This is a genomic window from Nocardia panacis, from assembly GCF_003598715.1.
GTDB lineage: Bacteria > Actinomycetota > Actinomycetes > Mycobacteriales > Mycobacteriaceae > Nocardia > Nocardia panacis.
This window is the reverse complement of record NZ_QZFU01000029.1, coordinates 326,703-350,180: the sequence shown is the minus strand read 5'-3', so window position 1 is coordinate 350,180 and position 23,478 is coordinate 326,703. Positions and strand designations below refer to the sequence as shown.

The following is a 23,478-nucleotide window of genomic DNA, read 5'->3' as shown; positions in this document are numbered from 1 at the left end:
TCTCCTCGGTCGGCTGGGATCAGGGCAGACGCGCGGCGATATCGTCGATACCCCACGGCCCCTCGGTCTCGATGGTCTTCACGTCGTGCCAGCCCGCCAGTTCGGAGATGGCCCCACCCTGCACGGCGAAGACCTTGCCGGTGATCGGGCATGCCTCGGTGGCGAGATAGGCGACCAGCGGTGCGATATGTTCCGGGCTGAACGCGTCGAAACCACCGTCGGCCACCGACTCGGCCTCGGCCGCGAGCATCGCGCCCATACCGGGGGTGGCCAGGGTCAGTCGGGTCCTGGCGATCGGTGCGATGGCATTGACCCGTACGCCATAGCGGCCCAGTTCGTCGGCGGCCACGAGTGTGAGCGCCGCGATACCCGCCTTGGCTGCTCCGTAATTCGCCTGTCCGGCATTGGGGATGGTGGTGCCGGACGCCGACGCGGTATTGATCACCGCCGCATTGGGCCGATCTCCCGACTTGCTGCGCGCCTTCCAGTACGCCGCCGCGTGATGCAGCACCGCGGCATGCCCTTTCAGATGCACGCCGAGCACGGCATCCCACTGCTCCTCGGTCATACCCGCAATGAAGGTGTCGCGCAGGATACCCGCATTGTTCACCACGACATCGAGTCGGCCGAACTCCGAAACAGCCTGTTCAACAAGATTTTTCGCACCTGCCCAGTCGGAGACATCCTCGGTGTTGGCCACCGCGCGCCCGCCCGCGGCCACGATCTCGGCCACGACCGCCTGCGCCGGTCCGGCATCGGAGCCCGCGCCCGCATTGCTGCCACCGCGATCATTGACCACCACCGCCGCGCCCTCGCGCGCGAACAGCAGCGCGTGCTCGCGTCCGATTCCGCGTCCGGCCCCGGTGATCAGGGCAACCCGTCCTGCCAATGCACCCATCCGGTGCCTCCTGTTCCGCACGCCGCGACGAAATCGACACGGCGACAATGTGTTGACCGGTCCCGCCCGGCCCGCGACCCCGGCGGGTCCCCTTCAGTCCGCGATCACGGCCAGCCCGTCGGTCAGTACCGTGTCCGCACCGCGAGTCGTCTCGAACGCGTACGTGGTGGTCGCGGTGGTGCGGTCCGCCCGCCAGATCCGGGTGTCCAGATCGTCGCCGGGGAAGACGGGTTTGCTGAAGCGCACCGCGAATCGCCGCAGTCGGCTCGCGTCCGAAGCCGCGACCGCCGTGAGCACGGCCCACGAGGCGAAGGCCATAGTGCACAGGCCGTGGGCGATGATGCCGGGCAGCCCGGCATCCCTGGCGACCTCGTCATCCAGGTGCAGCGGCACCGGATCGCCGGATGCCGGTGCGTAGCGGAAGGTTTGGTCGTGGTCCACCTGCTGTGGCACCACCGCGACGGAGTCGGTTTCGCGCAGCGCCGCGTCGAATCGATGTTCCGGCGCGGCCGTACCCGCCGAGGCTCCGGCGTCCACATTGCGGAAGTACGCGGTCAGGTACTGCTCATTGACCGGTTCACCATCGGCGGCCCGGCATTCGATGTGGATGGTGACGGTGCTGCCCGCGGGCCGTCCGCCGTAGCCGATGGCTCTGGCCCGCGAGATCAGCCGGTCGCCGGGCGCGATCGGGCGATGGAAGTGGAAGTCCTGTTCCCCGTGCACGACCCGCCCGAAGATCTCCAGCGGCACCACATCGATGACGGGCATCATCATCGCCTCGAAGACCGGAACGATGCCGAAGACGGGCGGCGCGACCGCACCGCTGCGATGCGCGGCAATGGGGTCGTTGGTGGCCGCCGCATATTCGGCGATCCGTTCGGCGGTGACAGCGAAGTGGTCCTCATCGGACCAGATGTCGAGCCCCGCATCGTCGAATGCGACTCGCCGCGTGGCGGATTCGGCGCTCATCGGCTAGGCCGAGGCCAGCGCGTCGAGCCGATCCAACGATCGGTCGAGCTGTTTGGCACCGTCTTTCTCCACCGCCTTGCCGAGCGCGCCCTTGATGAGCGCGCCCTCGAAGTCGCCGGAGACCACAATCGTGCTGCCCGCGCCATTGGGTCGGATGTCGAAGCTGAATTCGGTTCGCACACCGGCCATTCCGGTGCCGCCGAGGGTCAGCCGGTGTGGTGCGTCGACCGCGAGGACCGTCCATTCGAGTTTGTTCGCCATGCCGAGCATGACGATCTTGGCCACCAGCCGGACCCCTTCGCTCAGCACGGCGGGCGGCTCCTCCATGAACCGCTCGTGAATGGTGAACCACCGGTCCCAGGTCTGCGGGTCGGACACCACCGCCCACAACGCCGCCGGATCGGCGGTGACATCCTTGGTCGCCTCGATATGTCCCATATTCCGTTGCTCCGATCAGCGAGCCGCGCGCTGGTAGGCGGTGACGACCACCGCGCCGCCGAGCCCGATATTGTGTTGCAGTCCTGCGCGAACGCCTGCGACCTGCCGGTTTTCGGCCGCACCGCGCAATTGCCAGGTGAGTTCCGCGCACTGGGCCAGCCCCGTCGCGCCGAGCGGATGTCCCTTGGAGATCAGTCCGCCAGAGGGGTTCACCACCCACTTGCCGCCGTATGTCGTCTGATTCGCCTCGACGAGTGCAGGGCCCTCGCCCGGAGCGCACAGTTCCAGCGCCTCGTACATCAGCAGCTCATTGGCGGAGAAACAGTCGTGCAGCTCGATCACCTGGAAATCCTCGGGTCCGAGCCCGGATTGTCGGTAAACCTGCTGCGCCGCTCGCACATTCATGTCGTAGCCGATGAGGTTGCGGGCGGTGCCGTCGAAGGTGGAGGCGAAATCGGTGGTCATGGCCTGGCCGACGATCTCCACCGCGCGATCGGCCAACCCGTGCCGGTCCACGAAGTCCGCCCCGGCCAGGACCGCCGCGCCGGAGCCGTCGGAGGTGGGCGAGCACTGCAATTTGGTGAGTGGGTCGTAGATCATCCGGGAGTCCAGGATGTCATCCAGGGTGTATTCGTCGCGGAACTGCGAGTAGGGATTGTGCACCGAGTGCCGGTGGTTCTTGTACCCGATCTTGGCGAAATGTTCTGCGGTGGAGCCATATTCCTTCATGTGTTCGCGGGCCGCCGCACCGAACATCCACGGCGCGACCGGGAAGAGCACTTCGGAGATCTCGGCCAGGGCAGTGATATGCCTGCCCATCGGCTGTTCCCGGTCGTCGAAGACGGTGCCGAGCGAACCGGGCTGCATCTTCTCGAAGCCGAGTGCCAGAGTGCATTCGGCGAGTCCACCCCGGATGGCCTGGGCCGCGAGGAACAGTGCGGTGGAGCCGGTGGAGCAGTTGTTGTTGACATTGAAGACGGGGATACCGGTCATACCGAGCTCGTAGACCGCGCGCTGCCCGGAGGTCGACTCGCCGTAGACGTAGCCGACATAGGCCTGTTCGACCAGGTCGTAGGGGATCGCGGCATCAGCGAGCGCCTTGGTTCCGGATTCGCGCGCCATATCCGGGTAGTCCCAGTCGGTGCCGTCGGGATTCTTGCGCCTGCCCGGCTTCTCGAATTTCGTCATTCCGACGCCGACGACGTAGACCTTGTTCGCCATCGAACTCCTCAGGTTGTACCCGCCCGGCCCACAACCGGGGGCCGCCCGCGCCCGACGGCGAGCGACGCTGGCCGATCCCAGCGGATCGCGCTCAAACAAACATACAAAGATGTATGTAACTGCGCAAGACATTGTCGCGAGCGCCGCTGCCGGGTGCGGGCGAAACCCAACCGGCCCGGCAGAATTCCCGATTCGGATCGACTCGGGCCGGATTCGCGGCGCTCAGACGGGGCCGAGAGCCGAATCGGCGATAACGCGCAGATGCGCCGAGGCACGCCCCCACCGCCGACGTGCGCGCTCGATATCCGGATCGATGAAGTGCGAGAGCAGGATGCCGCGCAGCGCGTCCATCGCCGAGTAGACGAAGTCGCGCGCCTCCTTGCGGCGCAGCTCATCGGGTACGAAGCGGGAAACAGCCAGCAGCACCGCGTTATTGACGAACGGCTCCACCTTCGCCAACTCCACGGCCAGCACCGGATCGGTGCGCCCGGCCACCCAGAGTTCCACCGCGGCGATGAACAGCGGCCCCTGGTGCAGATCCCACAGCAGGTCGAGCGCCGCGCCGACCGGATCGTCGCCGATCCGCACCCTGGACATCTCGCGCATGGCGACCTCCGCGCGCCGCTGGGCGAGATGGCTGATAGCGGCCACCACCAGATCCGTCTTCGAGCCGAAATGATGGACCTGGGCACCCCTGGTGACACCCGCGCGCTCGGCGACCCGCGGCGTGGTGGTACCCGTATAGCCGTACTCGACAAGACAATCGATGGTCGCGTCGAGCAGCCGCACCCGCATTTCGGAACTGCGCTGCTCCTGGGTGCGCCGCTGCTTGATGTCCACCGACCTGGCCATTCGGCGATTCTACACTTACATACATCGCTGTATGTTCATGCCCGAACCAGCATGCCCCGCCGGTCGGCGCGACGCGCGGCCAAGACGGTCACCGCGAACAGCAGCACCCCCGCCACCGCCAGCAACGCACCCACCGCGGCGGGTGCGATGTATCCGAGTCCGGCACCGATCACCACACCACCCAGCCACGCACCACCCGCATTGGCGATATTGAGCGCCGCGTGATTCAGCGCCGCCGCCAGCGTCTGGGCATCGGCCGCGACATCCATCAACCGGGTCTGCAAACCGGGCGAGAGCGCCGCACCCGCCGCGCCGATCAAAAAGGCGCCGACCCCGGCGGTATACGGATTGTGCGCCGCGGCAATGAATCCCGCGAGGATGACGGCCATGGCGAGCAGTGCGGCGAAGATGGCGCGGTCGACGCCGCGGTCGGCCAGCACGCCGCCGACGATATTCCCGACGATCATGCCGAGGCCGAACAGCATGAGCACCAGCGGAACCAGGCCGGCCGACATGCCCGCGACATCGGTGAGCGTGGTCGTGACGTAGGTGTAGACGGCGAACATGCCACCGAAGCCGATGGCTCCGACCAGCAGCGTGAGCAGCACCTGCGAACGGCGCAGCGCGCCGAGTTCGGTGCGCGGGTCGGTGACGGCGATATCGGTGAGCTCGGGGACGAAGCGGATGAGCGCGGCCACGGTCGCGATCCCGATGACGGCGACCACCACGAACGCGTCACGCCAGCCGAGGTGCTGACCGAGCCAGGTGGCCGCGGGAACGCCGACAACATTGGCGGCGCTCAACCCCAGCATAACTGCGGCAACCGCTTTGGCCCGCTGCCCGGCGGGCGCCAGCGTGGCGGCGGCGAGCGAGGCGACACCGAAGTAGGCGCCGTGCGGCAGGCCGGAGACGAAGCGCGCGAGCACCAGCGTCGAGAAGGTCGGCGCGAGCACGGTGGCCGCGTTGCCCAGGGTGAACGCCACCATCAAGAGGATGAGCAGCCGCTTGCGCGGCACTTTCGCACACAGCGCGGCAATGAGCGGGGCACCGACCACCACCCCGAGCGCGTAGGCCGATACCGCATGTCCCGCAGTCGGTTCGGGCACCTTCATCGCCGAGGCGATATTCGGCAGCAAACCCATGGTGACGAATTCGGTTGTGCCGATCCCGAATCCACCGAGCGCCAGCGCCAGCATGGCGGGAATATGCCAACTTGTCCGCCCCGGCGCGGAGCGGACAGGCGTCTGGATGTCGAGGGTGCTGGTCACGTATCCATGAAACCGGCGCGCACGGGTCTTCGCTTCCCGGGTAAACGTGAGTTCCACCACCGCGGCGGATACCGAAATGCCTGGTCAGGGCGATATACCACGCAATACGGACCGGGGGGCGAACCCGACACGCTCGGCAAAGATCCTGCGCGGCAACGTATCCGCGCACCACCGCCACGCCCGCGTGAGACTCGACACATCCCATGATTTCCGATCGCACGAACAGGCCGCCGATTCGCCCGAACAGCTCGGGCACCCGTCCCACCGTGCGGTGGCGCGGGTGCCCGTATCCGTTCGTTTCACCGCGTGGCGCACCACGCGGAATGCTCAGCGCAGCGCGCGAGCGAGATTGGCGTCGAGCGCGCCGAGGAATTCCTCGGTGCTCAGGTAGCCCTGATCGCCGCCGACCAGCAGCGCCAGATCCTTGGTCATCTGGCCGCCTTCGACGGTCTTGATGACGACATCCTCGAGGGTCTGCGCGAAACCGATGACCTCGGGAGTGTTGTCCAGCTTGCCGCGATGCTCGAGCCCACGGGTCCACGCGAAGATGGACGCGATCGGGTTGGTCGAGGTGGGCTTGCCCTGCTGATGCTGGCGGTAGTGCCGGGTGACAGTGCCGTGCGCGGCCTCGGCCTCGCAGGTCCGGCCGTCCGGGGTGAGCAGCACCGAGGTCATCAGGCCGAGCGAACCGAAGCCCTGGGCCACCGTGTCGGACTGGACGTCGCCGTCGTAGTTCTTGCAGGCCCAGACGTAGCCGCCCTCCCACTTCATGGAGGAGGCGACCATGTCGTCGATGAGGCGGTGCTCGTATGTCAGGCCCGCGGCGTCGAACTGGGTCTTGAACTCGGCGTCGAAGATGTCCTGGAAGGTGTCCTTGAACATGCCGTCGTAGGCCTTCAGGATGGTGTTCTTCGTGGAGAGGTACACCGGATAGTTCTGCTGCAGACCGTAATTGAGCGAGGCCCGCGCGAAATCCTCGATGGACTTCTTGAAGTTGTACATCCCCATCACGACGCCGCCGTCCTCGGGGACACGCACGACCTCGTGCACGACCGGCTCGCTGCCGTCCTCGGGGGTGAAGGTCAGGGTGACGGTGCCCGCCTGGTGCACCTTGAAGTCGGTGGCGCGGTACTGGTCGCCGAAGGCGTGGCGGCCGATGATGATCGGCTTGGTCCAGCCGGGAACCAGGCGCGGAACATTGGAGATGATGATCGGCGCGCGGAAGATGGTGCCGCCCAGGATGTTGCGGATGGTGCCGTTGGGCGAACGCCACATCTTCTTGAGGCCGAATTCCTCGACGCGGGCCTCATCGGGGGTGATGGTGGCGCATTTGACGCCGACACCGTGCTTCTTGATGGCGTTGGCCGCGTCGACGGTGACCTGATCGTCTGTCTTGTCGCGGTATTCGATGCCGAGGTCGTAGTAGTCGAGGTCGACATCGAGGTAGGGGTGGATCAGCTTGTCCTTGATGAACTGCCAGATGATCCGAGTCATCTCGTCGCCGTCGAGCTCTACGACGGTGCCTTCAACCTTGATCTTGGACATGGATCTTCGTGTCCTCCTAGGATGGTGCCCTAATTGCACGGCCGGACTGTGCTCGACAGGCGGCAATCGCCTGGCCGTGGTGGCGCGAGCGGGCGCCGAGGCCTGGGTTCATACCGCGAATCCGCTTGTGAGCGGACCCCAGCTGTTCAACAGACAACGTATATGCCCCGCGTTGTCCGCGGGACGCGTGGTGCAAACAAGACAAGCGTACTGCTGCCGGTCCGCCCGGTACGCGACTGCCCCCCGGAGTGAGGAATACCACGTCGAGTTACTCGCTGGTACGCCGAGGTCCGCTCCGCCCGCGACCAACCGACGCACGCAACCCATTCGACTGGAACCCCTACCTCGAATTTCGGGATCGGATTCGGCGGTAGCCGGCACGGCCGTTATCATGTCGATCAGGTCATGAGTGCCAGCGCCAAGCCCCGGCTCGCTGGTCGGCAACCCTCCAGCTGCGGTGGGGTGCTCCGGGTGATGACCGGGCTCCCGAGAGTCGGGATGCAAGCGCACCTTCAGGAGGGCACCCCAAATGTGTTGTCGCTGTCAATTCCGCGCATTCGAAAGACATCCCGGCACAACATCTTCGGAGTAGACAATGACCGAGACCCCTGCAGTCGACCCCACCGCCTGGTCGTTCGAGACCAAGCAGATCCACGCGGGTCAGGCCCCCGACGCCGGCACCGGAGCCAGGGCGCTGCCGATCTACCAGACCACCTCCTATGCCTTCCGCGATACCGATCACGCGGCCGCGCTGTTCGGTCTGGCCGAGCCGGGCAATATCTACACCCGGATCATGAACCCCACCCAGGACGTGGTCGAGCAGCGGATCGCCGCGCTCGAGGGTGGCGTCGCGGCGCTGCTGGTGGCCTCCGGCCAGGCCGCCGAGACCTACGCCATCCTGAATCTGGCGCAGGCGGGCGACCACATCGTGTCCAGCCCGCACCTCTACGGCGGCACGTATAACCTGTTCCACTACTCGCTGCCCAAACTGGGCATCGAGGTCTCCTTCGTCGACAACCCCGACGATCCGGCCCAGTGGCAGGCCGCCATCCGGCCCAATACCAAGGCATTCTTCGGCGAGACGGTGGCCAACCCGAGCAGTTCGGTGCTCGACATTCCCGCCATCGCCGCGGTCGCGCACGCCGCCGGGCTGCCGCTCATCGTGGACAACACGGTGGCCACCCCCTATTTGATCCAGCCGCTGCACCACGGCGCCGATATCGTCGTGCACTCCGCCACCAAATACCTGGGCGGCCACGGCGCCGCGGTGGCGGGCGTGATCGTGGACGGCGGCACCTTCGACTGGACCGTCCGCACCGCCGAAGGTGAACCCCGCTTCCCCGGCTTCACCACCGCCGACCCCAGCTACAACGGCGTCGTCTACGCGGATTTGGGCGCACCCGCCTACGCGCTCAAGGCGCGGGTGCAACTCCTGCGCGACCTGGGCGCGGCCATCTCGCCGTTCAATGCCTTCCTCATCAGCCAGGGCATCGAGACCCTGAGCCTGCGACTGGAGCGGCATGTCGCCAATGCGAAGGCCGTCGCCGAATTCCTCGCGGGGCACCCGGATGTCACGGCGGTGCACTACGCCGGACTGCCCAGTTCGCCCTGGTACGAGCGAGGACGCGCGCTGGCCCCCAAGGGAATCGGCGCGATCGTCTCCTTCGAACTGAAGGGCGGCATCGACGCGGGCAAACGCTTCGTCAACGCGCTCACCCTGCACTCGCATGTCGCCAATATCGGCGATGTCCGCTCGCTGGTGATCCATCCGGCCTCCACCACCCACTCCCAACTCACCCCCGAGGAGCAGGTGGCAGCGGGCGTCGCGCCCGGACTGATCAGGCTCGCGGTCGGTATCGAGGGAATCGAGGACATCTTGGCCGATCTGCGCGCCGGTTTCGCGGCGGCCACCCCGTGACCGTGGAGATCGAGTCGAGCGCTGTGCGCCCGTCCGGGACGGCACTGCCGCCCCCGGACGGGCGGCTCGCCATCATCCCGATCGGGGAGGTGCGGCTGGAGAGCGGCGCGGTCATCCCCGATGTGCACCTCGCGGTGCAGCGTTGGGGTGCGGCGAGGCCCGCGCTGGACAATGTGGTGCTCGTCGAGCACGCGCTCACCGGCGATTCGCACGTCGTCGGCCCGCCGGACGATATCCATCCGCTGGCGGGCTGGTGGGACGGCATGGTCGGGCCGGGCGCACCGCTGGACACCGACGAATGGTGCGTCATCGCCACGAACGTGCTCGGCGGCTGTGTCGGCAGCACCGGGCCGTCCTCCCTCGCGCCCGACGGAAAGCCTTGGGGCGCGCGGTTTCCCGAGATCTCCATCCGCGACCAGGTTGCCGCCGAGGCGCAACTGCTCGACCTGCTCGGCATCGAGCGACTCGCCGCCGTGGTCGGCGGGTCGATGGGTGGGATGCGGGTGCTGGAATGGATGGTCGGCGCGCCGGAACGGGTCGGCGCCGCGCTGGTGCTGGCCGTCGGCGCCAGGGCCACCGCCGACCAACTCGGCACCCAGACCACGCAGATCGCCATGATCGAGGCTGATCCCGATTGGCAGGGCGGCAACTATCACGACACCGGCCGCACCCCCACCGCCGGAATGGGTCTGGCCCGGCGGATCGCGCACCTGACCTACCGCACCGAGATCGAACTGGATCATCGTTTCGGCAATTCCGCGCAGGGCGCGGAGGATCCCCGGCGCGGTGGACGCTACGCGGTGCAGAGCTACCTGGAGCATCAGGCCGAGAAGCTGTGCAGCCGCTTCGATCCCGCCACCTACGTACTGCTCACCGAGGCGATGAACCGGCACGATGTCGGTCGCGGGCGCGGCGGGGTAGCCGCGGCGCTGGCCGCGACGCCGGTCCCCTGTGTCATCGGCGGCGTCGACTCCGATCGGTTGTATCCGCTTCGGACACAGCAGGAATTGGCCGACGGCCTGCCCGGCTGCGACGGGCTCGAGGTCGTGCATTCCCGCGACGGCCACGACGGGTTCCTCACCGAGTCCGCCGCCGTCTCGAAATTGCTCGTCGAGACCATGCGTTTGGCACGCACCGCCCACTGAGCCGAAACCCGGTGGGCGGCCCTGCGTTTCGGGTCAGCCGATGCCGAGGGTGTTGATGGTGGCGGCGAGCACGACGATGGCGGTGCCGAGCAGTCCGAACACACCCACGTCGTATGGTTTGCCGCGCACCGCGAGCAGGCCGACCCGCTCGGTCGGCAGGCACAGTCGGAAGGCCGCAGCGAGCAGGGCCGCGCCGCCGAAGAAGAACGCGCCGCGCCGCCACCGGTCCGAGGCGACGAAGATCACCGCGAGCACGATGACCAGCGCCACGGCGACCATCGGCAGATGGCATCGCAGGAATTGCCGCCAGACGGGTACGGCCTTGTCGACCTGGGTCACGCGTCGATTCTTCCAGACCGACCCGACCGCACCCGCATCCCGCTCACCCCGCGCGCGGCCCGGTCTCGCCGAATCCCGGAATCGCCCAGCGCGCGCCGCTGATACGGGCCACATGGGGTGGAGTCTTTACCGGGGACGCAGGCCGTGCCATCGATTTTCGGTGGCGCACCGCACGCGTGATTCGTGCGACAACCCGCCCGGTCGACCCCGATCGGCCAAGTACCCTCGGAAACCGTGGATCCAAGTGCGGCCGTGGTCGAGGTGGACGGTGTGCGCATCGCATACCGTGACTTCGGCCCCGCCGACACCACAGCCTTCCCGAATCCGCCGATCCTGCTCGTACACGGTATGGGCGGCGACGGCCACACCTGGGACCGGTTCGCGCAAACCCTGGTTCGGCGCGGCCGCCGGGTGATCATTCCGGATCTGCGCGGACACGGCCGCAGCGCGCATACCGAGTCCTACCGGTTCGACGAATTCGGTGCCGATATCGCCGCGCTCTGCGACCGACTCGGCCTGGCCGGGGTGGATCTGGTCGGTCACTCGCTCGGCGGGTACGCCGTCTCGTGTGTCGCGCAGGAGCGGCCCGATTTGGTGCGCAGGCTGGTCATCGAGGAGTGTCCGCTGCCATTGCGCTCCGGTGCCGAGGAGTTGCGGCTGACGCGCCGCCTCCCGACCGTGCCGGAACTTTGGCACGCCGCCACCAGCCTGCTGCGGCATCCGCGCGCGGTGCTGGCCTTCGACCGGTCGATGACCGGCACCGCCCTCGAACAGTTCCGCAAGCCCAATCCGGAGTGGTGGGATCGGCTGCCCGACATTGTCGCGCCCACCCTGGTGCTGCGCGGCGGCCCCGGCGGCATGGTCGATCCGGAGAAGTTGGCCCTGGTGTGCGCGGCCCTCGCGGACTGCCGGGTGGCGGCCTTCACCTGTGGTCACAGCATCCATCGCGACCGATATCAGGAGTTCGCGGCCGAGGTGCTGCCCTTTTTGACCGACTGACCGGAAGAATCGGCGCTATGAGCTTCGAGGGAATGCTGTGCTCGGCGGCGGCGGTGGATATCCCGCTGCCCGGTACCGCGACCGGAGTCTCCTGTTGGCTCTGTGTGGAGCAGCCGGGGGCGTGGGGGCGCGATGTGCTCGGCGACGCGGTGCTCGGTCCGCAGGTCACCGCCGAACTGGCGGTGCGCACCACGGCGGCGCAGGTGCGGCCGACGCTCATCCGGCGGCCGGGTCGTCAGGAATTCACCGGTGTCCGAACGGTTTTGCTGGTGTCCTCGCGACCGACGGGTTCGTGGTGCGAGCGGCTCGAGATCACCGATCCACGGCAATTGCTCGATATCGATCTCACCGCCCTTTCCGGTCCGCCACCCGATATCGGTGTGCCCGTTGCCGATTCGCCGGTGTTGGTATGCGCGCACGGGAAGCGCGATCAGTGCTGCGCGCTGTTCGGCCGACCCATCGCCGCCGCGTTGGCCGCGGACTTTCCGGGTCGGGTGTGGGAGTGTTCGCACACCGGCGGCCACCGCTTCGCACCCGCGCTGGTGCTGCTGCCCTCCGGGCTCACCTACGGTCGGGTGGACACCGCGGCAGCCGTGGAAGCGGTCCGGGCCGCGGATCGAGGTGCGGTGTCACTGCACGGATTACGCGGTCGCAGTTGCTACCGGCCGCTCGAACAGGTCGCCGAAATCGCGGTGCGCGAACGCGTCACGGCGGGCGCCGATGATCTCGTCGTGCTTTCGAATGCCGAAAGCGATTCACCGGCAGCGGATTTCGAGAATGCCGCCGTGGTCGCACATCGGGACGGTCGCCGCTGGCTGGTCACCGCGCGCACCGTCGATCACGCTCCACGCCAAGCCAGTTGCGGCGCAGGCCCGAAACCCGCCACGTCTCTGGTCGCCGCCGCCGTGCGGGAACTCGCGATTCAGTAGTTCTCGCCGGTGGCTCCGACTCACCATTGCGTACCGGGCACCCACCGCGCCACGCGCCGCAGCGCGATGCCCGCGATCCGGGCGGCATTCGACCGAGAACGCTCCTTCGGTTGCGGGACAGCGGGTTCCGCCACCGATTCGGTGACCTGCTCGCCGCGCGCGGCCGGTGAGTCGGGCAGTGCGCGGTAGTAGCGGTGCATGATGCGGTCGCGCAGTTTGGGGGTGAGCAGTCCGCCGTATTCGGCGAAGGTGCCCAGTGGCACGTCGATCCGTTTCGGCCGCTCGGTGAGGGCGCGCACGATGGTGGCCGCCGCCCACTCGGGGGATTCGGAGGGTCCCTGATCGCCGCTGGGCGTGATCATGGGGGTGCGCACGAGCGGCATGTGGATGGTGGTGAAGCCGACCCCGTCCGCCATGGTCTCCACGGCCGCGACCTCGGCGAATTTATCCAGTGCCGCCTTGCTGGCGAGGTAGGCGGAGAAGCGTGGCGTCGCGACCTGCACGCCCGCGCTGGAGATATTGACGATATGACCGAATTTGCGCTCGCGCATCTGCGGCAGCAGCGCCAGGGTCAGTCGCAGCGCGCCGAAGTAGTTGACCGCCATGGTGCGTTCGTAGTCGTGCAGCCGGTCGGTCGAGCGGTGGATGGCGCGCCGGATGGAACGACCCGCATTGTTGACCAGCATGTCGACGTGGCCGTGCTCGGCGAGGATGGTCTTGACGGTGGCGTCGACGGAGTCGGAATCGGTGATATCGCACGGGTATCCGTGCGCGCGGCCGCCCGCGTCGCGAATCTCGGTGACCACGGCGGTGAGTTCGTCGGCGCGGCGGGCCAGCAGCAGGACGGTCGCGCCCTTGCGCGCGACGGCCAGCGCCGCGGCCCGGCCGATACCGGAGGAGGCCCCGGTAATGAGGACGTGCCGCCCGGTGAGGTCGCGGCGTCGGGCGCGTCCCGATTCGGTCATGGCTGCTCCTTTGCAGATCTATCGGCAAGAGTCGTTCAACACCGAACTTACTCCAAAGTAAGTTTACCTGCGGGGCGGATCCCGGCACACCGGGGGCGGGCACGCCCGAAACGGGGCTCCACCCTCGTCCGAGTCGAACATATGTGCGATACTCGCCGCATGGCGGAGGATCGGATGGCGGACATCTTTGCCGCGGTGCGGCTCGGCGGTGAGCGCCCCGCAGCGGCGCGGCGGGCGTTGCTGACCCTGTGGCAGGAGCTCGACAATGGCGGAGATCCCTTGCAGCGCTGCGTGATCGCCCACCATCTGGCCGATCTGCAGGATACGGCCGCGCAGTCGCTGCGCTGGGATCAGCGGGCGCTCGGCGCGGTATTCGGCCCCGGCGTCCCGCTCGACGAGGGTATGCGCGGCTTCCTCCCCGCGCTCTACCTCAACCTGGCCGACAGTCACCGCCGCATCGGCGAATTCGAACTGGCCAGAATGCAGTTGACGATCGCACGCGGCCACCTCGAGGTCCTCGCCGCCGATGCCTACGGCGCGCTCATCCGCACCCGACTGGACCGGGTGGAGGCCGCCTTGACCTCCGGCACCACCGACCGACTCCCCGCCGACCTGCTCGGCAGGCGCTGCTAGGGCGCGGCCATGGGTTGGAGCAATGGTCCGCCGAGTTGGTCGGAATTGGAGCGGGTGCTCTCGGGCCGCCCCCCGACGGCGCAGTTCCCCGGCGACGGCGGCGACAGCCCAGCCTGGTCGCGCAAACGCGGGGAGTATCGTCCCGCGCCGGTCCAGCGACCCGCCGCGCCCACGGTGCCCTATGCCGAACTGCACGCGCATTCGGCCTACAGCTTCCTCGACGGGGCCAGTCAGCCGGAGGAGTTGGTGGAGGAGGCGGTGCGGCTCGGGCTGGAAGCGCTCGCGCTCACCGATCACGACGGCTGCTACGGGGTGGTGCGCTTCGCCGAGGCGGCCCGGCAGTGGGGTCTGCCGACGGTGTTCGGCGCGGAACTGTCCCTCGGCACCGATTCCGGTGCGCGGCAGCGCCGTTCGACGAAGCAGCGGGGCGAGTGGAAATCCGGCGCGCACGCGAATGCCCCGGACTCCGCGCCGCGCACCGGTGCGCCCGACCCCGGCGGCCCGCATCTGCTGGTGCTCGCGCGCGGCCAGGAGGGTTATCGCAGACTCTCCCGAGAAATGGCCGCCGCACATATGGCGGCGGGTGAGAAGGGGATCCTGCGCTACGACATGGACGCGCTCACCGAGGCGGCGGGCGGACACTGGCAGATCCTCACCGGATGCCGGAAAGGTGAGGTGCGGCAGGCGCTTTCGCTCGATCTTGCGGCGGGGGAAACCCGACTGCCACGAGCGGAGCAGGCGCTGCGCGAGCTGAGGGAGCGCTTCGGCGCGGACAGGCTCAGCGTGGAACTCACCCACCACGGCGTCGCGGAGGACGACGAGCGCAACACCCACCTGATCGCATTGGCGGACCGGCTCGGCCTATCCGTGATCGCCACCACCGGAGCGCATTTCGCCGCGCCCGCGCAGCGCCGCCGCGCCATGGCGCTGGCCGCCATCCGGGCGCGGCGCAGCCTGGACGATATCGCGGGCTGGCTGGCCCCGGCGGGCGGCGCGCATCTGCGCTCCGGCGCGGAGATGGCGCGGCTGTTCGCGAATTGTCCACGGGCGGTGTCGAATGCGGTGGCGTTGGCGCGCGAATGCGCCTTCGACCTGAAGCTCATCGCACCGCGATTGCCGCCGTTCGAGGTGCCGCCGGGCCACGACGAGAAATCCTGGCTGCGCGAGCTGACCCTGCGCGGCGCGGCCGAGCGCTACGGGCCTCGAGCGGGAAATCCCAAGGCGTACCGGCAGATCGAGCATGAACTGGCCATTATCGACCAGATGAACTTTCCGGGCTACTTCCTGGTCGTGCACGATATCGTCGCCTTCTGCAAGGGCAGCGACATCCTGTGCCAGGGCCGGGGTTCGGCGGCCAATTCGGCCGTCTGCTACGCCATCGGCATCACCAATGTCGACCCGGTGGCCAATGAGCTGCTCTTCGAACGCTTCCTGTCTCCCGAGCGGGACGGACCACCCGATATCGACGTCGATATCGAATCCGACCGCCGCGAAGAGGCCATCCAGCACGTCTACGCCAAGTACGGCCGCGAATACGCCGCCCAGGTGGCCAATGTGATCACCTACCGGGGCAAGTCGGCGGTGCGCGACGCCGCGCGGGCGCTCGGTTTCTCCCCCGGTCAGCAGGATGCCTGGAGCAAGCGGGTGAGCCGCTGGAGCGGTGTCGACGCCGATCCCGACACCGGCATCCCTCTCCAGGTACTTCGGCTCGCCGCCGAGATCGAGGGCCTGCCGAGACATCTCGGCATCCACTCGGGCGGGATGGTCATCTGCGATCGACCCATCGCCGATGTCTGTCCGGTGGAGTGGGCACGCATGTCCGGGCGCAGCGTGCTGCAGTGGGACAAGGACGACTGCGCCGCGATCGATCTGGTGAAATTCGACCTGCTCGGACTCGGCATGCTCTCGGCGCTGCACTACATGATCGATCTGGTGGGCGAGCACACGGGCGAGAAGGTCGAACTGCACCGGCTCGATCTGCAGGAGGCCGCGGTCTACGAGATGCTCGCGCGCGCGGACTCGATCGGCGTCTTCCAGGTCGAGTCGCGGGCGCAGATGGCCACCCTGCCGCGACTGCGTCCCCGCAATTTCTACGACCTGGTGGTCGAGGTGGCGTTGATCCGGCCCGGCCCCATCCAGGGCGGTTCCGTGCACCCCTACATTCGGCGGCGCAACGGATTGGAGGAACCGGATCCCGGCCATCCCGCCTTGGCGAAGTCGCTCGAACGCACGCTGGGCGTGCCGCTGTTCCAGGAGCAGCTCATGCAGATGGCCGTCGACGTCGCGGGATTCACCGCCGCCGAGGCGGACCAGTTGCGCAGGGCCATGGGCTCCAAACGCTCACCCGAACGCATGGAACGGTTGAAGAACCGCTTCTACCAGGGTATGAGCGAATTGCACGGCATCACCGGCGAACTGGCCGACCGCATCTACGAGAAGCTCTACGCCTTCGCGAATTTCGGCTTCCCGGAAAGCCATTCGCAGAGTTTCGCCTCGATCGTGTTCTACTCGGCCTGGTTCAAACTGCATCATCCCGCGGCCTTCTGCGCGGGACTGCTACGCGCCCAGCCGATGGGCTTCTATTCGCCGCAGTCGCTGGTCGCCGACGCGCGCAGGCACGGGGTGCGGGTGCACGGCCCCGATATCAATGCCGGTCTGGCCGAGGCGACGCTCGAGCAGCACGGCACGCAGGTGCGCCTCGGACTGGCCTCGGTCCGCCACATCGGTGCGGAACTGGCCGAAAAGATCGTCACCGCAAGGGAATCCGGCCCCTACACCTCCTTCCTCGACCTCACCGGACGGGTGGAGCTCACGGTGCGGCAGGCGGAATCGCTGGCCACCGCTGGCGCGCTCGGCAGCCTCGGGGGCACCCGCCGCGAGGCGCTGTGGGCGGCGGGCGCCGCCGCGGGTGAGCGGCCGGATCGATTGCCCGGCACCGGCGCCGCCACCACCGCGCCCACCCTGCCCGGTATGAGCGATCTGGAATCGGCCGCCGCCGACGTGTGGGCCACCGGGATCTCACCGGGCAGCTATCCCACCGAATTCCTGCGCCCCCGGCTGGACGCGCTCGGGGTGATCCCGGCCGCGGGGCTGCTCGCCGTGCCCGACGGGTCCAGGGTGCTGATCGGCGGCGCGATCACGCATCGGCAGCGCCCGGCCACGGCGGGCGGGGTCACCTTCCTCAACCTGGAGGACGAGACGGGGATGGTGAATGTCGTCTGCTCGCCCGGTCTTTGGACCCGCTACCGTCACCTGGCCCAGAGCGCGTCCGCGCTGCTGATCCGGGGTCGGGTACAGAACGCCGAGGGCGCGGTCAGCGTGGTCGCCGAGCACCTGCGGCGACTGGATCTGCGTGTAGGGTCCCGTTCCCGCGACTTCCGGTGATTCGAATGATTTAAGGAAGTATTAGAGACTTTCCAGAAATTGGTTGGGCGCACCGAATTCCGGCCGCGCGCCCCATACCCTGCGTTCTATGCGGAAGCTGATGGCGCTGTGCGCGGGCATGGTGGGTATGACAATCCTCGTGGGCTGCGGCGGGCCGAGCGCACCCGCCGAATCCGAAGGGAAACCGGCGAATTCGGCGGTGGCGCCCGCTCCCGCCATCCTCGACCAGGGCGCCGCCCCACGCGGCAAACAGAGCTTCAACAGCGACGCTCCCGCAGCGACGCGCAAGGAGGTCGTCACCGGCACGGTCAACCTGCGCGCCGACGATCCGCTCGACGCGGCGGGCCGCCTCGTCGACCGGGTGCGTGCGGGCGGCGGTCGGGTCGACGGGCGCACCGAACAACCCGGCACCGACGACGATCCCGCCAAGGCCACCCTCACCGTGCGGGTGCCCGCCGACCAGACCGACCGATTCATCACCGGACTCGGCGACCTCGGCAAGGTCACCAAGATCAGCACCAACCGCGATGACGTCACCATGCGCTGGGAGGATCTCGACGCCCGCATTCACGCCCTGCAGGCCACCGTCGACCGGCTGCGCGGACTCATCACCGCCGCCGCCAACACCGCCGACCTCATCGCCGCCGAGAACGCGCTGTCGAGCCGACAGGGCGAACTCGACAGCCTCACCGCGCAGAAGAGACATCTCGACGACGAGATCGCACTGTCCGCGCTCACCATCCAAATCACCGGCAAAGCAAAGGATTCCGGTTCCGAAGGCTTCCTGGACGGCGTAGTGGGCGGTTGGCACGCGCTGGTGCGGTGGCTCGGCGACGCGGTGGTCTTCACCGGTAGGGCGATTCCGTGGCTCGGCTTCTTCGCGATACTCGCCGCACTGGTGACGGCGGTGGTGCGCGGGGTGCGGCAGGTGCGGCGCGGACGCGGTTCGCGACAATCGACACCGGATACGGCCGCGGAAACCGTCGCGGCCGGGACGGGAGCGGCGGGTGCCGACGGTGCGGGCGACAATCAAGCCGAACAGTCGTAAAGGACCACTGGTCGAGCTTCTCGACGACGGCACGCTGCAACTGTATGTGCGAGCGCCCGCCGTCGAGGGCAAGGCCAACAAGGCCGCGATCGAACTGCTCGCCGCGCATTTCGGCGTCGCCAAGAGCGCGGTGCGGTTGACCGGGGGCGCGACCTCCCGGTTCAAACGCTTCGAGATCGACGACTAGGTGGCCCCTGGAAAGCCGAGCTGACGCCATGCCTCATAGACCGTGACCGCCGCCGCGTTCGACAGGTTCATCGAGCGGCGACCGGGCAGCATCGGAATGCGCAGTTGGTCGGTGATGTGCGGGTCGGCGAGCACCTGCTCGGGCAGGCCGGTGGGCTCGGTCCCGAACAGCAGCACATCCCCCTCCCTATAGGCGATATCGGTATACCGCTTGCGGCCCTGCGTGGTGAACGCGAACACCCGCTCCGGCCGCAACCGCTCCCACGCCGCCGCCAAACTCTCGTGCACCGTCACCGAGGCCAGCTCGTGATAGTCCAATCCGGCCCGCCGCACCCTGGCCTCCGACAGCTCGAACCCCAACGGCTCGATCAAGTGCAGCTCACACCCCACGCCCGCCACCAGCCGGATCGCATTGCCGGTATTCGGCGGTATCCGAGGCTCATGAAACATCAAGTGGAACACCGGGCCAGTATCCACGGTCGAATACCTCGGGTCTCGGCCGCGGTGCGGCCACACAATACGCGCCGAACCACTCAGGCATAGATGCCTTCCACATGCCAGGTCCCGGCGCGAAAGACGAGCAGCAGGACGCGGGCATCGGCGGGTTCGGCGGCCAACTGCACCTGGGCGCGGGCCATGGGGGCGGATTCGGCGGACCACCAACGTTCGTCGACCGGCCACGGACCCGCCCACCCGGTGAGCGGCCATGCCTTGCTGCCCCAGCGCAGCCGCGCGGGCACGGCGTCGAACAGACCGCGGTCGGTGACACCGATCGCGGCGCCCGCGGCGTCGGTCAACTCCACGGCGGGTCGGTTCACCATGATCACGGCGGGTGCCGGTTCGGGTAGCCGCCCCGGCCACGGCAGATCGGGATCGGCATCCGGGACGGGTTCGTCACCGAGCGCGACCATGGTGACGCGTTCGGCGGGACCGCGACCGCCGCTGAGCACACCGATCCGCACCGCCTCGCCGCCGAGCAGACCCTGCACCCGGATCAGCGCGCGGCGCGCCCGCTCATCGGTCTCGCCGAGGCCACCCCACAGACCCAGTTGCAGCGCGCCCGCCGCCACCACCTCCACCGGCTCGAGGCGCAGCAGGATGATCGGGGCGCTCGGCCGTCCGGCGCGTCGGGTGAGCCAGCCGTCCAATTGCCAGCGCACCCGGTCGGCGGTGCCCTCGGGGGTCAGCGGTTCGGCACACCGCCAGATGCGCGAGAGTTCTTCGCCCGCTTCGGTTCTCGCGGTCACCGCGAGGCGGGTGCAGGCCACGGCGGCGGCGGCGAGTCGAGTGTGCAGGTCGGTGGCGAGCAGCCTGCCCGCGAAGGCGGCGGCGTCGACCCGCGCGATCGGCGGATCGCAGCGGTATTCCACGCTCAACTCCGGTGGTGTCGCCCGCGCGGACACCCCGCGCTCCGGCAGCGCGCGGGCACAGCGGTGGGCCCGCGCCGCGTCCGCACCGAAGCGCGAGGACACCTCGGCGGGGGCGAGGCGGGCGAAATCGCCGATGCGGCGCAGACCGAGGCGATACAGCAGATCCACCAGTTCGGCCCGTTCCGGCGCGGCCAGACTCGGCTCGGCCGCCAACTCGCGCACCGGCAGCGGCGCCAGGTACGCCGCGCCGCGGCCCGGCGGCACCAGCGCCGCGTGTCGCGCCGCGAGCACCGCGGTGGACAGGGTGTCGGCAATGCCGACCTGCGCCTCGACCCCGACCGCCGCCACCGCGTCCACCAGCCGTTGCGCCGCGGCCTCCTCCGAACCGAAGTAGCGGGCCGCGCCGCGCGTGTTCAGCACCAGCAGTCCGGGACGCAGCACCTCCACTCCCGGCACCGCGGCGTCGACGGCCGCGACCACCGGTTCGAACAGGCGCGCGTCGCGGTCGATATCCGCCTGCGCCGTCAGCAGATCCGGGCACCTGGACTGCGCCTCGCGCCGGGTCAGCCCGACACTCACCCCGGCGGCGCGCGCGAGCGCCGAACATTCGAGCACCCGGTTCGCCGCCAGCACCGCCATCGGCCGCGTCGCGGGCGCACCCACCGCGGCGGCCGCCGCGACCGCCGACCAGTCGGGGCACCACAGCGCCAATATCCGCGCCGCGCGGGCGGGCGACGCCGTCACGTCATCCGCCCGACACTCGAACCCTCCGGGATATCTACATCAAAACCACTCCCCCGCAATAAGATCGACGACCGTGCACACAGACACCGAAAATCGGCGGCATCCGGCACGCCGCGGCGAGCGCCACCATCTCGATCACATCGCCGAGGCGAACCTGGACCGAGGCCGCTCTCTCGTTCCCCGCGCCGAGGCCGCCGCCGACGCGCACCGCGACAATCCCGATCGACGCGACCAACGGCACAATCTGGAACACCTCGCGGAGGCCAATTCGAGCCGCCGCCGACGATCTTCCGGCTCCTGACCCGAGCCGATTCCCGCGCCGATCCCGCGACCTCGCCGTACTCCGGCGCCCTCCCGCGACGTGATATCGAAGGCGCACCGAACCGCGTCACCCACCGCACAGCCATCGACCCGACCGGCGATTCAGCAGGCCGCGACATCCGCCGCCTCGGCCGCTCCGGTCGCGGAATCTCGCGACCGCACCCATTCGATGCGACCCGCGGTGGGGCGCAATTCGATTCGGCCGCGCCGCGGTGGCCCCGCGCGATCGCGCACCGCGACGGCGAGTGCGACCGAGCGCAGTCGTCCCGATCCGGCCCCCAGTCCCCCGTATCCGGCGATATCCGCCTCGAGCCGCAGCGACGGATGAGTCCAGCGGCCGTCCGTGACCACCAGGGTTGCCCCCTTGGCGCGGGCTCTGGCCGCGATGACCCGGCAGCGCGCGGGTGGCACGGCCGCACCGCCGAGGCCGAGGACGATCAGGTCGAGGCCGTCGAGCAACACCGCGGCCACCTCCACCGGATCCGGTCCCGGATCGGCGACCACCGCCAGCCGCTCCAGGCGGGCGCCCATCTCCGCGGCGGCGAGCAGCCCGAGCCCGGGCACGCCGACCAGCGCGGCATGTCCGCCCGATGCGGTCACCGCGGCCACCAACCCGGCCAGTAGCGAACTCGCCCCCGTGTACTCGACCACATCCCCCTTACGCAATCCACCTTCTGGCAACAGCTCAGCAATAGCTAGGGGGGTAGACAGAACCGCACGGCCCGATTCCCGCTCCGACGGCGCGGCGGCCGACCGCGATTCGCCGCGACCGGGTATCGCCGCCATCCTGCGCCGCAGCTCATCCAGCGTCGGCCCGGCCGATTCCGCAACAACACCCATCGGCGCGGCCGATTCTGCGCCAACACCCATCGGCGCGGCCGATTCTGCGTCGGCACCCATCCCTACCACCTACTTCCCACGATGGACTGCGCGGCGAAGCGTGCGGTGCGGCCCACCTCCCCGGCTCACACCCGGAGAACCAGCACCTATCCAGCTATCGATCCGTCTCGAATATACGTTCGATACCGAGCGGTCGGAAACCCACCCCCGAAATCCGCCGAGCATGTCCTCACACGGGAAAACCGCCGAACGGCGCAAGTGTGAAATACCCGCGCTCCGACCAGCGCGCGGGCGACCCGAATCGGGTCAGCTACCACCGAATTCGGCTACCCTGCACAGCATGATCGATCGCCCCCGTCCCATCGTCGGCCCCGACTATCTGGTGGCCGGTCGCTACCGCCTGGAATCCAAACTCGGCGGCGGCGGTATGGGCGCGGTCTGGCTCGCGCACGATCGGCTGCTCAATCGCGACGTCGCCATCAAACAGGTGCTCTCCACCGCCGGACTCGACGAGGCGCAAGCGCGCGAGATCCGCGACCAGATCATGCACGAGGGCCGAGTCGCGGCCAAACTCTCCCACGACCACGCCATCGCCGTCTACGACGTGGTCCTCGAGGCGGGCGAACCCTGGCTGGTCATCGAGCACCTGCCCTCGCGCAGCGTCGCCAAGGCACTGGCCCTGGTGAATACCCTGCCCCCGGTCGAGGTGGCGCAGATCGGCGCGCAGGTCGCCGACGCGCTCGCCGCCGCGCACGCCGCGGGCATCGTGCATCGCGATATCAAACCGGGCAATATCCTCGTCGCCGACCGCGGCCCGGCCGTCGGCATGGCCAAACTCAGCGACTTCGGCATCTCGCGCGGCGCGGGCGATCTCTCCGAGGAACCCGACGACGTCATCACCGGAACCCCCGCCTACCTGCCCCCCGAGGTGGCGCGCGGTGCGCAACCCACCAGGGCGGGCGACGTATTCTCCCTCGGCGCAACCCTTTACACCGCGATCGAGGGGCACCCGCCCTTCGGCATGGAAGAGGATCCGCAGGTGCTGGTGCAGCGCGCGGCCATGGCCCAGATCATCGCGCCGAGTCGCAGTGGCGCGCTCACCCCGGTACTGCTGCACATGATGGAACCGGCCCCGCAGCGTCGACCGACCATGGCCGAGGCCAGGGACGAAATCCTCACCGCCGCCTTCGGTCCCGGCACCGGCCCCTACATCCTCGGCGCGCCGGTACGCACCGAGGACGGCACCATTCCCGCCTGGGCCGCCCGCAATTCCGCGCCCGGTATGCGCAGCCCGCACACCATCCCGCTGCCGCGCCCGCACCGCCCGCAGCAGCCCGGTCCGGTCGCGCCGCCGCAGCGACCCGCCGCCAAACAGTCCAACAGCGCGGTGCTGGCCATCGCCATCGGCCTGCTGATCGGTTTGGTCATCATCATCGCGGTCATCCTCGCCGTGATGTAGGGCCTAC

General features: G+C 68.7%; 22 protein-coding genes and 1 riboswitch. Of the genes, 9 read left to right on the top strand and 13 right to left on the bottom strand.

Annotated elements, in window-relative coordinates; all coding sequences use genetic code 11:
* Positions 1-19: 19 nt before the first annotated feature.
* The 7 genes from D5S18_RS23915 to D5S18_RS23885 all read right to left on the bottom strand — a co-directional run bounded on the left by D5S18_RS23915 (position 20) and on the right by D5S18_RS23885 (position 7,191).
* On the bottom strand, positions 20-898 hold the full coding sequence (locus D5S18_RS23915) for an SDR family oxidoreductase (RefSeq protein ID WP_120043310.1): 879 nt from the start codon (positions 896-898) through the stop codon (positions 20-22).
* A gap of 93 nt (positions 899-991) precedes the next feature.
* Positions 992-1,867 (bottom strand): MaoC/PaaZ C-terminal domain-containing protein, encoded by an 876-nt coding sequence (locus D5S18_RS23910; RefSeq protein ID WP_120043309.1) that lies wholly within the window; start codon positions 1,865-1,867, stop codon positions 992-994.
* Between the two features lie 3 nt (positions 1,868-1,870).
* Positions 1,871-2,305: a type II toxin-antitoxin system Rv0910 family toxin gene (locus D5S18_RS23905; protein ID WP_120043308.1), complete on the bottom strand. Its 435-nt coding sequence runs from the start codon at positions 2,303-2,305 to the stop codon at positions 1,871-1,873.
* 15 nt (positions 2,306-2,320) lie between these two features.
* Complete coding sequence (locus tag D5S18_RS23900) at positions 2,321-3,526, bottom strand: lipid-transfer protein (RefSeq protein WP_120043307.1); 1,206 nt, start codon at positions 3,524-3,526, stop codon at positions 2,321-2,323.
* A 222-nt stretch (positions 3,527-3,748) separates the two neighbouring features.
* A complete protein-coding gene (locus D5S18_RS23895; protein ID WP_120043306.1) occupies positions 3,749-4,378 on the bottom strand; it encodes a TetR/AcrR family transcriptional regulator in 630 nt (209 codons plus the stop codon).
* Between the two features lie 35 nt (positions 4,379-4,413).
* Positions 4,414-5,574, bottom strand: coding sequence for an MFS transporter (locus D5S18_RS23890; protein WP_120043305.1), 1,161 nt, complete (start codon positions 5,572-5,574; stop codon positions 4,414-4,416).
* 399 nt (positions 5,575-5,973) lie between these two features.
* A complete protein-coding gene (locus D5S18_RS23885; protein ID WP_120043304.1) occupies positions 5,974-7,191 on the bottom strand; it encodes an NADP-dependent isocitrate dehydrogenase in 1,218 nt (405 codons plus the stop codon).
* A 401-nt stretch (positions 7,192-7,592) separates the two neighbouring features.
* Positions 7,593-7,704: riboswitch (SAM riboswitch) on the top strand.
* Between the two features lie 82 nt (positions 7,705-7,786).
* Between D5S18_RS23885 and D5S18_RS23880 the strand changes: the two genes are divergently transcribed.
* Positions 7,787-9,109, top strand: coding sequence for a bifunctional o-acetylhomoserine/o-acetylserine sulfhydrylase (locus tag D5S18_RS23880; protein WP_120043303.1), 1,323 nt, complete (start codon positions 7,787-7,789; stop codon positions 9,107-9,109).
* Entirely contained in the window at positions 9,106-10,254 is a 1,149-nt protein-coding gene (gene metX / locus D5S18_RS23875) for a homoserine O-acetyltransferase MetX (protein ID WP_120043302.1), read from the top strand. Before D5S18_RS23880 ends, metX begins: the two co-directional genes overlap by 4 nt.
* A gap of 33 nt (positions 10,255-10,287) precedes the next feature.
* On the opposite strand, the gene D5S18_RS35885 is transcribed toward metX, so the two are convergent.
* Positions 10,288-10,533, bottom strand: a complete 246-nt coding sequence (locus D5S18_RS35885) for a DUF3017 domain-containing protein (RefSeq protein ID WP_239003983.1) — start codon at positions 10,531-10,533, stop codon at positions 10,288-10,290.
* 294 nt (positions 10,534-10,827) lie between these two features.
* On the opposite strand from D5S18_RS35885, the gene D5S18_RS23865 reads away from it, so the two are divergent.
* Together D5S18_RS23865 and D5S18_RS23860 are read left to right on the top strand one after the other, a co-directional pair.
* Positions 10,828-11,592: an alpha/beta fold hydrolase gene (locus D5S18_RS23865; protein ID WP_120043491.1), complete on the top strand. Its 765-nt coding sequence runs from the start codon at positions 10,828-10,830 to the stop codon at positions 11,590-11,592.
* A 17-nt stretch (positions 11,593-11,609) separates the two neighbouring features.
* A complete protein-coding gene (locus tag D5S18_RS23860; protein ID WP_239003967.1) occupies positions 11,610-12,521 on the top strand; it encodes a ferredoxin family protein in 912 nt (303 codons plus the stop codon).
* A gap of 20 nt (positions 12,522-12,541) precedes the next feature.
* Here the strand turns inward: D5S18_RS23860 and D5S18_RS23855 are convergent, their stop codons facing one another.
* Complete coding sequence (locus D5S18_RS23855; protein WP_120043300.1) at positions 12,542-13,486, bottom strand: SDR family NAD(P)-dependent oxidoreductase; 945 nt, start codon at positions 13,484-13,486, stop codon at positions 12,542-12,544.
* Positions 13,487-13,660: 174 nt separating this feature from the next.
* Here D5S18_RS23855 and D5S18_RS23850 point away from each other — a divergent pair, with 174 nt between their 5' ends.
* From D5S18_RS23850 to D5S18_RS23835, 4 genes are all read left to right on the top strand, one after another.
* Positions 13,661-14,119 (top strand): hypothetical protein, encoded by a 459-nt coding sequence (locus D5S18_RS23850; RefSeq protein WP_239003966.1) that lies wholly within the window; start codon positions 13,661-13,663, stop codon positions 14,117-14,119.
* A gap of 9 nt (positions 14,120-14,128) precedes the next feature.
* Positions 14,129-17,503: an error-prone DNA polymerase gene (locus D5S18_RS23845; protein ID WP_120043298.1), complete on the top strand. Its 3,375-nt coding sequence runs from the start codon at positions 14,129-14,131 to the stop codon at positions 17,501-17,503.
* 88 nt (positions 17,504-17,591) lie between these two features.
* The gene (locus D5S18_RS23840) at positions 17,592-18,551 is read left to right on the top strand and encodes a DUF4349 domain-containing protein (protein ID WP_239003965.1); all 960 of its coding nucleotides are present in this window, start codon (positions 17,592-17,594) and stop codon (positions 18,549-18,551) included.
* Positions 18,511-18,738 (top strand): DUF167 domain-containing protein, encoded by a 228-nt coding sequence (locus tag D5S18_RS23835; protein ID WP_120043297.1) that lies wholly within the window; start codon positions 18,511-18,513, stop codon positions 18,736-18,738. Before D5S18_RS23840 ends, D5S18_RS23835 begins: the two co-directional genes overlap by 41 nt.
* On the opposite strand, the gene D5S18_RS23830 is transcribed toward D5S18_RS23835, so the two are convergent.
* From D5S18_RS23830 to imuA', 4 genes are all read right to left on the bottom strand, one after another.
* Complete coding sequence (locus tag D5S18_RS23830; protein WP_120043296.1) at positions 18,735-19,199, bottom strand: tRNA (cytidine(34)-2'-O)-methyltransferase; 465 nt, start codon at positions 19,197-19,199, stop codon at positions 18,735-18,737. The genes D5S18_RS23835 and D5S18_RS23830 overlap by 4 nt on opposite strands.
* A 71-nt stretch (positions 19,200-19,270) precedes the next feature.
* Positions 19,271-20,851, bottom strand: coding sequence for a DNA polymerase Y family protein (locus D5S18_RS23825; RefSeq protein WP_239003964.1), 1,581 nt, complete (start codon positions 20,849-20,851; stop codon positions 19,271-19,273).
* Positions 20,852-20,885: 34 nt separating this feature from the next.
* Positions 20,886-21,104 carry a hypothetical protein gene (locus D5S18_RS34525; protein ID WP_147404117.1) on the bottom strand — a complete coding sequence of 73 codons (219 nt, stop codon included), beginning with the start codon at positions 21,102-21,104 and terminating at the stop codon, positions 20,886-20,888.
* A 170-nt stretch (positions 21,105-21,274) separates the two neighbouring features.
* Positions 21,275-22,012 (bottom strand): DnaE2-dependent mutagenesis accessory factor ImuA', encoded by a 738-nt coding sequence (gene imuA', locus D5S18_RS23815; RefSeq protein WP_120043487.1) that lies wholly within the window; start codon positions 22,010-22,012, stop codon positions 21,275-21,277.
* Positions 22,013-22,352: 340 nt separating this feature from the next.
* On the opposite strand from imuA', the gene D5S18_RS23810 reads away from it, so the two are divergent.
* Positions 22,353-23,471 carry a serine/threonine-protein kinase gene (locus tag D5S18_RS23810; RefSeq protein ID WP_203236885.1) on the top strand — a complete coding sequence of 373 codons (1,119 nt, stop codon included), beginning with the start codon at positions 22,353-22,355 and terminating at the stop codon, positions 23,469-23,471.
* Positions 23,472-23,478 lie beyond the last annotated feature (7 nt).